The sequence below is a fragment of the Psychrobacter sp. L7 genome, assembly GCF_002810365.1.
Lineage (GTDB): Bacteria > Pseudomonadota > Gammaproteobacteria > Pseudomonadales > Moraxellaceae > Psychrobacter > Psychrobacter celer.
Genome location: NZ_NEXR01000003.1, coordinates 47,275 through 61,170, shown reverse-complemented (window position 1 = coordinate 61,170; position 13,896 = coordinate 47,275). Strand labels below are relative to the sequence as shown.

Sequence of the window (13,896 nt, the reverse complement as noted above, 5' to 3'; positions counted from 1 at the left end):
TTGACTAGATGTTATAACTAAGCTTGTTATTACTAGATATCGTGACAACCTGATTGCCAGCCATTTGTTTGACGATATTATCAATTGTTTTGGGGTCTTCATCGCGCAGATGACTGTTAAGGTAATTGATTAAACTCGATTTTTTTACAGGTCGTGAGCTGACAGGCCGAGCCTTAATAGATGCAATAGCGCATTGATATACGGTACGTTGGTCTATCGTCTTTGAGCTTACGTTTTTGACACTGGTTTTTGTTTTATGGACTGATAAATCATCTAAGGTTGGATAACAAACTTTTTGATTGTTTTGCTTTATCAGTCCTTGATTTTTTAGCCATGTAATAACTAGGTTTACTTGGGACTCATCGTTTTTTTGACGATAGCTGGCAAGTTTTTGTTTGATGACGTTGGTTAATCCAGTCATAGTCTTAGCTTTACTTAGTAATACTTTTTCGGTTACTAAATTTAATATACCCTGACTGTCTGTGTTGTAGCAGAGTTTTTCGTTTTTACTATCGAGCTCTATAAGTCCTTTCTTGATAAATTTATCAAAGACTTTTTCAACGATATTGTTTTGTTCGGCTTCATCAAATTTAACTAAAGCTTCTGCTAACGCGTATTTCTTCATCGCAGAGAATAGGTTTGATTTATAGCTTGGCAAAAACATCTTGCGATTTACTATGTTATCGAACACCAAAACATAGCAGTCATGAATGACAGATTGAGACGTTTTTTCTTCAATGATTTGTGCTGTAGCGGTCTTTATCTCTACCAGATCATCACTATTAGTATCGTCATAGAACACTTCGTTTTGACTGGTATCAACGATGAGTTGACTTTGTTCTATATCAGCCTCTATCGTGTTCTCTACCTCATAGGCAAGGCTTAATTGCTTGGCATCTGCTGCGCGTGTGATGGCCATACCGTCATACACAGTGTTGAGATGCTCAACCAAGATATCGTAACCACTGTCTCTTGCCAAAATACACACATCCGCCTGTGCATCGATTTCAGATATCTTGCCAAGATAAAAAGACAAGTAAAAATCTAAAGCGTTTTTACCTGCATGCTGCATCTTGATGATATGTACATTATCGCTGTTGAATTCGAGTAATGCTTCGACCAACCCAAGTGGCAAGCTCTTTTGCTGATGTATGCCCAAAAACAACCATACATGGCATTCCTTTGTATCCATGCCCTCAAAGCTCTTGGGTTGAATGTTTTCATAATCAATTAAAATATGCTTCATCGAAATATTCTTATTATTTGGTTGTCACAATATGCCCTAAACCCCACTCGCCTGCTTCGCAAACAATCGCATGAGTGGTTTTATCTTGCCAACGCGGTACATGCCTTCACTGCGAATCTGCTGAATCGGACGCATCTGCGCAAGCGAGCCTGCAAACAGCCAATTAAGCGCCGAAAAGCTATGCATCATCAGGCTATTATGCGGTCGGCGTAGACGCTCATAGCTACGCAAAGTTTGGTTACTGCCCCACAGCTTATTGCCGCTACGCGTATAGTCGTGCATCAGCTGCTCACTTAGCGCCTTCACATCGAGCATACCCAAATTTAGCCCTTGACCTGCCAGCGGATGCACGCCATGGGCGGCATCGCCTATTAGCACCAAATTGTCCTGTACATAACGCTTCGCTTGCTGCGCGCTCAGTGGAAAACTGGCGATGGACTCTATCTGCTCGATGGTACCCAGCTCATAGTGACTGGCAGCGGCCAATTTATCAGCGATCACGCGCTCGTCTTCCTCAAGCAAAGCCAGTGCGTCATTGCGCGGTAGTGTCCAGACAATAGACTGCCAATGCTGCGAATTGGCTTTATCTTCATCAGTGATATCCGCTAAGGGCAACAGAGCCAGCGTGCCGGTCGGTAGCATGGCTTGGCGCGCGGTCGCTTGATGGGGCTTGGCAGTCTGAATCGCGCAGCAAATCGCGGTTTGGTTATAATCAAGCGTGTCCAGCCCAATCGCCGCCTGCTGACGGACAAACGAGCCACGACCATCGGCACCGACGAGCAGATGCGTATCGATAGCAGCGCCGTCCGCTAGCGTCACACGGTAGCCCTGCTGCGTCCCGCGCCAGTCCATATTGACGACTTTTTGCCCTGCGATGACGGTCAGATAATCACTGACATCCTCCTCAGACAGACGCTGCCACAAGGCATACTCGATGACCGCTGGTTCAACCATACTGCCAAGCAGCTCTGGCGCACTGCGGTCACTATCGCCAAATAATAGCTCGCCCATACCATTGAGCTGCCATACCTGCATCTGCGAGTAATCCGCCTTGCGCCCCGATAGTGCTATCTTTTGCCAAGCGCCTACGTCTTTTAGCAGCGCAATACTGGCGAGGCTCAGTGCATAAACACGGGCATCTCGCTTGCCAAGAACCTGTTGCCATGCAGACTCATCTCGAGCAGGACGCGCATCGATTAAGGTCACGGGCATTTTGGCCTGTGCCAGGTTTAGCGCCAGCGTCGCACCGACGATACCGCCGCCGATAATGAGTGTATGGTTGTTTGTCATAAGTTAGCTCTCGATATCAGGACGTGATAAACATTTAAAAATAAATACTGCTACTGGCCAAAGTACTGCTAAAAATGCTTGTATCATTTTAGTTATGGATATTACGATTTTAAGCCCATCGCATAATTTGCCACCAGCGGCTTGATATTGGGCAATTTATCAAACGCCACCAGTGCCATGTTACGCGCCAGTTTGATGGCGGGATTAGGGTGGGTAAAGCCATGGACGACCGCATCACAAAAACGAATGACGCGTTTTTGGTCGGTTTGTCGGGCTTTTTCGTAGCGCGTGAGCAATGCCGGACTACCGATATCCTCGCCTCGCAGCACTTGCGCGCTCAGCATTTTTGCCAGTACGTGAGCATCGCGCATACATAGATTAAAGCCTTGACCTGCCACAGGATGCAAGGTGTGGGCGGCATTACCCATGATGACGCAGCGGCCAATGACTTGCTTATCTGCCAGTACGCGCGTCAGCGGATAGGCACCGCGGCGACCAGCGTTGACAAACGTGCCAGCACGATCGCCAAATGCTCCCTGCAACGTCGCCAAAAAATGCGCATCATCTTCTAGGTATCTTGTCTCTTCGCCTTTTGGGCAGACCCAAACCACCGAGCGTCTGTAGCCTTGTTGATATTCCTCATTGCCATCGCCATCTGGGTCGGTCAATGGCAGCACCGCCAGTGGCCCTGCTGGACTAAAGCGCTCAATGGCGACATGGTCGTGCGGCTTATCCGTCTCTACCACTCCGACGATGGCGGTTTGCTGATAATCATACGTCGTTGTGCCGATGTCTAATAGCTGGCGTACGGTAGAGTCGCGGCCATCGCAAGCGACCAGTAGACTGGCCTGCAACTGCTGCTCGTGCTCTTCTTCGCCGTAGTAGCTAAAGCTGAGCGTCACGCCATCAGGCTGCTGCTCGACAGCGATGACGTTGGCATTATCAATGATACTAATCAGCGGCTCTTGCTGCGCGGCCAGTAATAGCTTGCGCCCCAGCCAAGCGTTTTCCATCACTTGCCCAAACGACTCGACCTGCTCGTCCGCCTTATTTAATTGCGCGCGGCCAAAGCTGCCTTGCTCGCTGATCTGTACCGCATCAATACGGCAGGCATGGCTTTGTAGCTCATCCCACAGCCCAATCTCTTGATAAATCTGTACGGTGCGCCGCGACAGAGCGGTGTTGCGACTGTCCAAATAATGACTGCGCGTGCGGTCATCTTGCGGGCTGATGGTTGGGTAGCTGTTTTTTTCGAGCAAGGTGCTGGCGATACCGTGATGGGCAAGCAGCAAGGCAAAGGACAGACCCACATGACCGCCGCCTGCGATCAGCACTTGCTGCTCAGTGATTGCTGCTTTTTTTTTGACAGTTGATGACGTTGCATTAGTGTTTTGCATCATGCTATTCCTAATCATATTGCTTTTAATGGTGTGCTTTCTTATTTTTCAGGCGTTATTTATTAATGCCCTAGATTACCACAGTTTGCTTGAGTTTCTGTGCCCTGACACGTATGCAAAGCGTGTACTCGCCTGTTTGCGGTCATATCATAAAAGACTGACATGAGGGTAAGCTACGCCAAAGCATACCTCACCATTGCAGCCGTTTGCCCACCAGCCCGTGGTTGCAATCCACATACAAAAACCCCGCCATCTGGGCAGGCGATGGCTTGAATTTTAAAAACTATCTACCATAATGAAGACAAGACTTTGATTTATCATTAATCCCAAAACCAATAATAATTTACCGTTATCTATATCGCTAGCAGATACGCCACCTGCGTGTTAAAAGGCGCGTGACACACTGCCCGCCCAGACACCTTGACGAACGACTTTTATTACCCATTTTATTTTTTAGCATTTTATTTTTTATCTCTGAAGCCCGTGGCACTCTCCATGTTGATCTCATCAGCACTAGGCGATAGCAGCGGGTACACAACACAAGGATAATCGCTTGACTGATTCTATGAGCCGCCGTATAAAGTTTGAATCACTGACCCCAGCACAGCTCAAAACCGTGCTTGGTGAATACAATAACCACATGAAATACCTACAAGATCGCCTCGATATCAAGATCATTCAACGCCAAGGCGACTTTTGCCTGAGCGGGGATGTGACTGCGGTCGAGCGCGGCGAACGCATCATTTATAAACTGGTCGATGAGGCGCAAAACACCAAGGATATCAGTGCAGAAGAGCTGCATTTGATTATCCAATCGAGCGTCTCCCGCGATGAAGACATGGCAGATGATGAGCAAGAGTCTGCCGATAATGAGAACGATACAGCTGATTTGGATTCAGCAGATGAGTTTACCCCCATTAGCCTGCGTACGCGCAAAGGCCGTATCATCCCGCGCGGGGGCAACCAGCAGCGCTATGTCAAAAACGTGCTCAGCTCCGATGTGTCCTTTGGTATTGGGCCTGCTGGTACCGGCAAGACGTATCTGGCGGTGGCCTGCGCGGTCGATATGCTAGAGCGCAATGAGATTGAGCGCATACTGCTGGTACGTCCAGCGGTAGAAGCTGGGGAGAAGCTGGGGTTTTTACCCGGTGATCTCACACAGAAGATTGACCCCTATCTGCGTCCACTTTACGATGCCCTCTATGAGATGCTTGGCTTTGAGAAGGTCGGCAAATTGATCGAGCGGCAAATCATCGAGATTGCGCCGCTGGCTTATATGCGTGGCCGCACCTTAAACAACTCATTTGTCATCTTGGATGAGGCGCAAAACACCACACCTGAGCAAATGAAGATGTTTTTGACGCGTCTGGGCTTTGGCTCACGCGCCGTCATCACCGGTGACATCTCACAGGTCGACTTGCCACGCGGTACCAAATCAGGCTTGGCACAGGCGATGGATATCTTGAGCGGTATCGAAGAGATTCATATTACTAAGTTTGACTCAAAAGACGTGGTGCGCCATCAGTTGGTACAAAAAATCGTCGAAGCCTATGATGTGTTTGATGAAGAGCAAATCGCGCTACAAGAAAAACGTAAGTTTGAGCGCATCAAAGAGCAAGAGCGCAGACAGGCGGTGGCAGATGCAGCCTCTAAACTGTAGCTAAACGTCGTTAAACTGTTATGTCTAACCCAAAAGACCGGATTACTAAACATAGTGATCTGGTCTTTTCGTTAATATTAGGGCGTGTTGAACATTCAACCATCGCACTGGCGGCGGCTATTTTTCAGACAATACGCAGTGAAATTTTCGAAGCATCTGTCGGCGTAGGCACAGCACGCAAGAAAAGTTTATACCAGTTCCACGTTGACATACAATCTATCTGTTTTATTTATAATCGACTATATCTCTCCTGAAGGTGACGCTATGAACCAATCTAACAACGATAATATAAACGCCCTAAAGATAAATAATCTAGACAAAATTGAGCTTGATGTCAGCGCTCTCGATAGTATCGATGAGGGGTTAATCAGTCGTTACTACAGTGCAGATCGTCTATTGCCAATCATGGCTGCAACTTTGAAATATATAGATAGACGTATAGAGAGTGGTCTGATGCTCCCTTATTTTACAGATATTAGTCTTGAGACGTGGCAGCAAAAAATCAAAGCGCTAGATATCTATATTACTGACAAAACTGAAGGTCGTGAATTAAACCTAGAGGCGCGGGGCAAGGATTATGCGACCAATATCTTATCCTATCCAAGCGACTTACCCGTCGCCATTATTGACTTGATGCCGACCTTGCCACTCGGCGAGCTGATCATCTGTCATGAAGTCGTGGTGCGAGAAGCCGGCGAACAAGACAAGAGCGTCGCGCAGCATATCAGTCATTTACTAGTACATGGTATGCTGCATCTACTAGGCTTTGATCACGAGCTTGGACAAGCTGAGCAAGATGAGATGGAAGGGTTTGAGATAGAGATTTTGGCAAGTCTCAACCTACCAAACCCCTATCTACCAAACGCTTGAATTTGACGAGATGGTTTTTGACCGAAACAATCCCTTAGAACAAGCACTGAATAACCAATCCTTGCTCAGTCTTTAGTCATGGGCAGTTTTTGCGACTGACCCATTTGATTAATCATCTGATCCAAGCCTTTGACATGGACGCTACGCTGCGGGAATGGAATCTCAATCTTCTCATCATCTAAAGCGTATTTAAACTGCTCAAGCAAATCACACTGCATCGTCCACCAATCAGCATTGGTCGTCCAGACATTGAGGGTCAAATCTACCGAGTTGTCACCCAGATTGGTCACGCGTACGATAGGCTCAGGGTCGGTAAAGGCTATTGGGTTGTTTCTGGCCAAGCTCAGCATCACCTCTTTGGCAGTTTTGATATCGGCATCGTAGCCGATCCCAACTGTGATATCGACGCGGCGATTGGGCAGCGCCGTATAATTGGTCACCGCTGAGGTGGTGATATCGCCATTTGGGATGATGATATCGTGGTTGTTGATCGTGGTTAGGTGGGTGTTGATCAACGTAATCTCGGTCACCGTCCCTGTATAGCTGCTAATCTGTACATAATCACCGCGCACAAAGGGGCGAAAAGTAACGATCATGATACCAGCGGCAAAGTTTGATAGCTGATCCTTTAACGACAGACCAATCGCGACTGCTGCACCGCCCAGTATGGCAACGACCGATGTCGTTTGGACTCCGACCTTGCTCAGCGCGGCCAACACCACCACCACCAATAACACGCCATAAAGCAAGCGCCCTAAAAAGCTGGCCACCGTATCATCTAAATGACTGCGACGCATAATACCATGAGCAAAGGTGACGGCTTTTTTGGCCAGCCAGCGCCCGACCATAAATATAACGATGGCAAAAGCCACCTTGATTACCAAGCTCAATGCGTTACTGGTCAAAGCAGCAACATCGACTGTAAAACCTAAAAATTCCATACTGACTCTTTTTGTTTAAGTGTGTTTTATATCCAAGCGTATTGATAAAAACGCCGGTTCGCCTTTGCTGGCAAACGGCTTTTATTTGATTTGCTGTATCGCTTATTGATACGTCGCTTATTGATACCTCATCCGCTAATACGTCACATTGACTGTATCGCTGTACTGATAAGTACGTATCAAACGCAGCTCTACAATATCGCTCATGTCTTCGGTAAATTTGCCAAAGGGTGCCGCTTGACGCACTGACTGCTTTGCCGCTTCATCCAATATCGTCGAGCCTGAGCTCTCTAGCAAACGAATGGCTTTGACATTGCCATCACTACTGATAACCACCATCAAGCGTACGTCGCCGGTGATACCCTGCGCCCGAGCTTGCGCTGGATAATGCAGGTTACCGACCCGCTCGACATGCTCACGAAACGTATTGATATAATCCGCTGCAGCGCCGCGCGTCGTCGAGTTACTATCGACCGTCACCACTTTTGATTTGGTCGCATAGACCTGCTGACGCTGGGACAACTGCGCCTCTAATGTCGCGATTTGTTTGCGCAGACGCTCTTCCTGCGCCATGATATCATCTTGCTCTTGCGTACTGTCATTATCAGACTCGACGGTTGCCTGTCGCCAGCTCAAGGTGGTACGCAGGTAGCTTTCTTGATAGCGCTGCTGACGGGTCTGCCGCTGCAAATTGATCACATCTTGTGTCTCGCTCATTTGCTCAGCTGACAGCGGGCTGACCTGATCAGTTTCTTGCCTGAGCTGCTCTTCTATCGTGCCGCCACCGACCTGCGAGGCGTTGGCGATAAAGTGCGCGTCCTCATTTGGCTGCATGTTGTCCGTCAAGGCCTTGGCCACATCCTGCATCATCGCTGCCGGATCTTGCCCCATAGAAAAACTGATACCAAAAATAATCAGCACATGCACACTCACAGCGATGACGATCGCCATAAGCAGACTTCTATCGCGCTTAGGGGCTTGCGCTGAAAAATGATAACTTTGTGAGTCTTTAATATAGGCCACAGTTGCTCTCAGCTTAAGGGTATGAGCGTCGCAACACAAGTCTGCCGCTCATCTATGTATCAATGAATAGGCACCGCTAAGCGGTTGACTCATGCCGTGCCGAGGCTATCATAACATGACATAGAATTGCGTCGCCAGCACAACCGCCAAACAGGCGCGCCATCCACACTGCAAACAAATCATTTACGATAAAACGCCTGTGTTCATTTTGAAGCCACGATATTTGTTATATACTGCTTTATAAATGCTATAGTCGAGATACTATAAAACAAATACCCTATCATTGGGATGCTTGCTTTCAATAATATGCAGGAACACAACAAGAAGTGCATACTTTAATAGCGCACTATAAGGATAATACGTTTGAGTGACTTTGATAACATGAGTGATAACGTAAACAATTCAGACAGTTTTGATGAGTACTTTGAAAACATTGGCTATCGTTTTGATGAGTCATTTAGCGACGGCTGGGAGCGCCTCACCCAATCTGTTAAAAACCTTTATAACAAAACCACCGATAAGTTTGAAAACGAGCTATCGCTGCCGGTAGCGCAGCAATACGTCAACGATGCCTTGCAAAAGTTTGTCACTGACAATGTAAAGGCCATCTTAGAGCTGCGCGTTGAGATGCACGACGACTGGTTTCGCCTATACTGTACTATTGATATCTCGGGCATCTATATCGAGGTCGCCAGTAACTTTAGCTTGATTCATGTACAGCTCGATCGCAATGTGCAGCGTTTTGTCTTTGGCCAGCAGACCTATACCGATGTGCTAAACCTGCGCTGCGAGTCTTTTATCAAGCGCCAAGGCATCAAGCTGTTTATCTGGTTTTATCATCGTATCCTCAAAAAAGACCCGCTCGGCTTTATCTTATCGTATATCAACATTGCTCGTGCCAAAAACGAGGTTATCTACCTCGATATCAACCGCTGGCTAAAAAAGAACAAAAAAATCATCAGCACACTGCACAAGGTACAAGTTAATTATGGCGAGCTTGAAGAAGAGCAGATGATCTTAAAGACTCAGATCAACTATCGTGACCTACTGGCCGCCAGTAGCAATGAAGATATCATTAGCGACGCCGATGAGCCTGAGCTGATGCAAGGCCCGATCAATCCTGTCGCAGATGCCACCGAGCCCAGTCAGGTTTGATCTCCAACTACATGGACTATCAATCGTACGTAATAAACCATTAAAACGCCGCTACTTTTCGTCTATCAAGTAGCGGCGTTTTTGTACAACGGCAATACAACTTTTATTTATCAGATTTAAGCAAATATCTGTAGCGGCAGCTTTTATCAATACATCAATAGCTTTTACCAATAATTTTCTACCGCGATATTGCCCTCGCCGCGGCGGTTCATCACCAGCCCTAATGTCTTTAGGGCTTCTTTGGTGTCCTCTACCATCTCAGGGTTGCCGCAGAGCATCACATGGGTGCTATCGACATCCAGCGCAATACCTGCACGCTCTTGTAGCGTACCGTCCAATAGCAGCTTTGGCAGGCGCTCCGTCAATGCGCCATCGACGGGCTCGCGGGTGACAATAGGAATAAAAATCAGCTTGGCAGGGTTGTCCACCAACGAGCCAAAGTCTGCTTGCAAGCGTTCAATCAGCTCAATATAAGCCAGCTCTTCCACCGAGCGCGCACTGTAGGCCAGTACGATATGCTCGTAGTCTTCCCATGTCTTTAGGTCTTGGAGCATCGATAAAAACGGTGCCAAGCCTGTACCTGTCGCCAATAACCATAAGTCTTTGGGCAAGGGTTTTTGGTAGCGAGCCAACGTCAAAAAGCCAAATGGCATGGTATTGAGCAGCAGCTCATCACCCACTTCTAAGTACTGCAACTGCGAGGTAAAAGCGCCATCAGGAATGACAATAGAGAAAAACTCTAACACCTCATCAAATGGTGAGGAGACAATTGAGTAGGCACGAAATATGTCTTCGTCCAATGCTGCTAATGCCTCCTCCTGCTGCTGATAATACTTCAGCCGACTGGGGTTGACCCCCAAACGCACAAACTGCCCTGCAGTAAATTTAAAACTGTCGGGCCGGCTGACCGTAAAGCTAAATAAATTGGGTGTCCAAGTGGTCTTACTGAGCACCGTTACTGTCTGAATATTGTCACTCATAATCGTTAATCACTCTCGTTTTTATTAGTCGTTTTCTTTTAATACTTCTATTGATGGTTGTGTTTATTTGTTTTTAAAGGGGTCAAACCAAAAGATGCGCCAAGCTTATCATAAAGCTGGCGCATCTTGGGTGGTTTACCATCACAGCGGACGTGCGGCACGATAGATTGCCGCACTGTAGCGGTTTGTTTGCTACCTATCTATCAGCATATTACTATCAGTACATTACCAGATACGTGCCATGCTCGCCCACTCAATCATACTGTTTGGCAAGATACCAAAGAATAAAATAATCGCTGTGACGGCGATGACCATGATACCACCCGTGCGAATACCCCACTGTCCTGCCACATCAAACTCGATGAATTGCTTAGGACGTTTAAATAAAGTAAGCAACACGCGCAAGTAATAAAACAGACCGATGGCACTGCCTAGGATAATCATCGCAGCCAAGAACCAGTTGGTCCCTTGCACCGCTGCCAATATCGCAAACAGCTTGGTGATAAAGCCTGCAGTAAGCGGAATACCAGCCAGTGACAGCATCATAATGGTCATGACCGCCGTCAGCACGGGACGACGCCAAAACAGCCCTTGATAGTGAGTCAGCTCATCAGCCTCACCTGCCAAGCGATAAGGACTCGACATCAAGGTCACTACCCCAAAGGCACCGATAGAGGTAAAGGCATAGACCGCCATATACATACTAGAGATGCTATCGGCTGCGGTACCGATACTAACAATAACGATCAGCACATAACCCATATGCGCAATGGATGAATAACCCAATAAGCGCTTGAGACTGGTCTGACGTACGGCTAGTAAGTTACCTACCAATATCGATAAGGTCGCCATCACCATCAGCAGTATCTGTACAGACGGCAGCGCCAATAACGCAGTATCGATTAAGAAACGCACGGCCAAAGCCATCATCGCCACTTTTGAGACAGACGCCAAAAACGTAGCGATAGGAGCTGGTGCACCCTCATAGACATCGGGGGTCCACATATGAAAAGGAGCTGCTGAGAGTTTAAAGGCGATACCGAACAGCATCATCGCCGCCCCAAGTATCAAGAGTGGCGACTCAAATACATTACCCAATACCAAGCTGATCGGTTTGAACGCCAGCGCGCCCACCTCAGCGTAGATAAAGGCCATGCCCATCAGTAGTGTGGCCGATGCGGTCGCTGATAACACCAGATACTTCAGCCCCGACTCAAGCGAACGATTACGCATATAAGTATAGGCCAATAAGCCATATAGCGGTATCGATAGCATCTCAAGACTCATAAAGAACGCCGCCAAATGCTGAGCACTGACCATCAGCAGCGCGCCGATTGTCGATAGCAACATCAGCAGATACAGCTCGTCTTTATTGTCTTTTAGGTTGGCAAGATAAGCATAAGACAGCGTACAGCACGCCAATGCACAAATAAAAATCACCACCATATTAAACTGAGCAAAATTATCGATGATAAATAACTGCTCAGCGCTAGGCGCAGCCGCACCGCTACTGACGATACCAGCCATCTGCGCCAGCAAGGTAAATAGCCCAATGTTTAAGCCCACCACCGTAACAGTACCTGTCACCATATGTGAGCGTTTTACCGCGATGGCAATCATCACCACCAACACCGTAATCACTACGGCGATGATCGGTGCGTAAGGTAGCAATCCCATCAAATCATTCATCGTAATATCATTCATGACTTAACGTGCCTCCATTGCATCAAGCAGTTGCATGGCATCTACCTGTGTGACTTGACTGTATATATATGCATTATTGATCCACTGCATGGCGTGACTTGACGTATCGAGGAATGGCTGCGGATACAATCCTAGCCAGACCAAACCTGCTGCTAACATAAGCAGCAACGAAAGCTCACGTTTGCCCAAATCTTTTAGTCTACGCGTCGGCAGACCATGCGATTTGGTTTCGTGTATCGCCAGCGCTTCGATATTGTTTTTACCAAACAAGGCGCGGTGAATCAAAATGAGCGAGTATAGGCCTGCAAGTACCAAGCTGAACGTAGCAAAAACCACAAACACAGGATACTGAGCAAATGAGCCAAATAAGATCATAAATTCGCCAATGAAGTTACCCGTACCCGGGATACCCAATAAAGCGGCGCAAAAGAACATCAGTATCGGTGCATAGTAGCGGAACTGACCCCACATACCGCCCATCAAAGTCAGATCGCGCGTATGTAAGCGCTCATACAACTGTCCCGCCATGATAAAGAGTGCCGCCGAGCTAAGCCCGTGCGCCAGCATCTGAATCATCAGACCTTGTAAGCTGATGAGCGTACCAGCATAGATGGCCAATACCACAAAGCCCATGTGCGAGACACTGGTATATGCCAATAGACGCTTCATGTCGGTCTGCATAAAGGCGAGCCACGCCCCATAAAAGATACCAATCGTCCCCAAGGTAATGGCAATCGGTGCAAACTCTTGCGACGCGGCTGGAAATAATGGCAAGACAAAACGAATCAAACCATAGGCGGCAGTCTTAATTAGAACCCCAGCCAAATCCACCGAACCTGCTGTTGGTGCTTGAGCGTGCGCATCTGGCAACCAGCCATGAAAAGGTACAATCGGCAACTTCACCGCAAAACCGATAAAGAAGCACAGCATAATGGGATATTCCCAGCCGCCAAGCGAGGTACCGAGCAAGTCATTATAATTAAAGCTGACCACCCCAGTTTGCGCATAGCTGATAATGACCAACACCAAGATACCGATGAGCATGATTAGCCCAGACGCTTGGGTATAAATAAAGAACTTGGTTGCTGCGTACTCTTTGGTTTTGCCCACCACATCATGACCCCATAGCGCGATCAAGAAGTAGATAGGAACCAGCATCATCTCCCAAAAGAAGAAGAACAAAAACAGATCAATGGCTAAGAACACACCGATGACGCCGCCCAAGCTCCATAGTAAGTTGAGATGGAAAAAACCCACACGGCGCTGAATCTCGTTCCACGAACAAGCGACAGCGGCAATACCGAGCAGCCCTGTTAGACCCACCATCAGCAGCGACAAACCATCTAGCGCCAAATGAAAGCTGATACCAAAGCTTGGTATCCACGGCACACTAAACTCAGCGACCCATGGCACGTTTGCATCTGGCGCGATCACCTGCTTACTCATACCGCTATAGTCGCCGTACTGCCATAGCACGAGTGACAAAGCAAAGGTTATGATCATCCCGATTAAGGCGATCCAGCGCGGCAGACGTTTATTAATCCGCTCTACCAGCCAGCATAGCAACCCTGCAATAAAAGGAATTGCAATCAATGCTGGTAGCATCCACGTTTGTTGTAACTCAATCATC

Annotated in this window: 11 protein-coding genes; 3 read left to right on the top strand and 8 right to left on the bottom strand. The window is 47.6% G+C overall.

Annotated features, from left to right (window positions below; all coding sequences use genetic code 11):
• Positions 1-4 precede the first annotated feature (4 nt).
• The 3 genes from CAP50_RS03995 to CAP50_RS03985 all read right to left on the bottom strand — a co-directional run bounded on the left by CAP50_RS03995 (position 5) and on the right by CAP50_RS03985 (position 3,933).
• Positions 5-1,246, bottom strand: coding sequence for a PIN domain-containing protein (locus CAP50_RS03995; protein ID WP_075101471.1), 1,242 nt, complete (start codon positions 1,244-1,246; stop codon positions 5-7).
• Positions 1,247-1,282: 36 nt separating this feature from the next.
• Positions 1,283-2,536, bottom strand: coding sequence for an FAD-dependent oxidoreductase (locus CAP50_RS03990; protein ID WP_075101470.1), 1,254 nt, complete (start codon positions 2,534-2,536; stop codon positions 1,283-1,285).
• A 101-nt stretch (positions 2,537-2,637) separates the two neighbouring features.
• Positions 2,638-3,933 (bottom strand): FAD-dependent monooxygenase, encoded by a 1,296-nt coding sequence (locus CAP50_RS03985; RefSeq protein WP_100749123.1) that lies wholly within the window; start codon positions 3,931-3,933, stop codon positions 2,638-2,640.
• Positions 3,934-4,498: 565 nt separating this feature from the next.
• On the opposite strand from CAP50_RS03985, the gene CAP50_RS03980 reads away from it, so the two are divergent.
• Together CAP50_RS03980 and ybeY are read left to right on the top strand one after the other, a co-directional pair.
• Entirely contained in the window at positions 4,499-5,593 is a 1,095-nt protein-coding gene (locus tag CAP50_RS03980) for a PhoH family protein (RefSeq protein ID WP_075101468.1), read from the top strand.
• A gap of 264 nt (positions 5,594-5,857) precedes the next feature.
• The gene (gene ybeY, locus CAP50_RS03975; RefSeq protein WP_075101467.1) at positions 5,858-6,463 is read left to right on the top strand and encodes an rRNA maturation RNase YbeY; all 606 of its coding nucleotides are present in this window, start codon (positions 5,858-5,860) and stop codon (positions 6,461-6,463) included.
• A gap of 65 nt (positions 6,464-6,528) precedes the next feature.
• On the opposite strand, the gene CAP50_RS03970 is transcribed toward ybeY, so the two are convergent.
• The gene (locus CAP50_RS03970; protein ID WP_075101466.1) at positions 6,529-7,404 is read right to left on the bottom strand and encodes a mechanosensitive ion channel family protein; all 876 of its coding nucleotides are present in this window, start codon (positions 7,402-7,404) and stop codon (positions 6,529-6,531) included.
• Between the two features lie 135 nt (positions 7,405-7,539).
• A complete protein-coding gene (locus tag CAP50_RS03965) occupies positions 7,540-8,427 on the bottom strand; it encodes an energy transducer TonB (protein WP_172953056.1) in 888 nt (295 codons plus the stop codon).
• A 381-nt stretch (positions 8,428-8,808) separates the two neighbouring features.
• Here CAP50_RS03965 and CAP50_RS03960 point away from each other — a divergent pair, with 381 nt between their 5' ends.
• Positions 8,809-9,582, top strand: coding sequence for a hypothetical protein (locus CAP50_RS03960; protein WP_075101565.1), 774 nt, complete (start codon positions 8,809-8,811; stop codon positions 9,580-9,582).
• Positions 9,583-9,746: 164 nt separating this feature from the next.
• Here CAP50_RS03960 and CAP50_RS03955 read toward each other — a convergent pair whose 3' ends face one another.
• From CAP50_RS03955 to nuoM, 3 genes are all read right to left on the bottom strand, one after another.
• Entirely contained in the window at positions 9,747-10,562 is an 816-nt protein-coding gene (locus CAP50_RS03955; protein ID WP_075101464.1) for a ferredoxin--NADP reductase, read from the bottom strand.
• 225 nt (positions 10,563-10,787) lie between these two features.
• Positions 10,788-12,266 (bottom strand): NADH-quinone oxidoreductase subunit N, encoded by a 1,479-nt coding sequence (locus tag CAP50_RS03950; protein ID WP_075101463.1) that lies wholly within the window; start codon positions 12,264-12,266, stop codon positions 10,788-10,790.
• 3 nt (positions 12,267-12,269) lie between these two features.
• Entirely contained in the window at positions 12,270-13,895 is a 1,626-nt protein-coding gene (gene nuoM, locus CAP50_RS03945) for an NADH-quinone oxidoreductase subunit M (protein WP_075101462.1), read from the bottom strand.
• Position 13,896 lies beyond the last annotated feature (1 nt).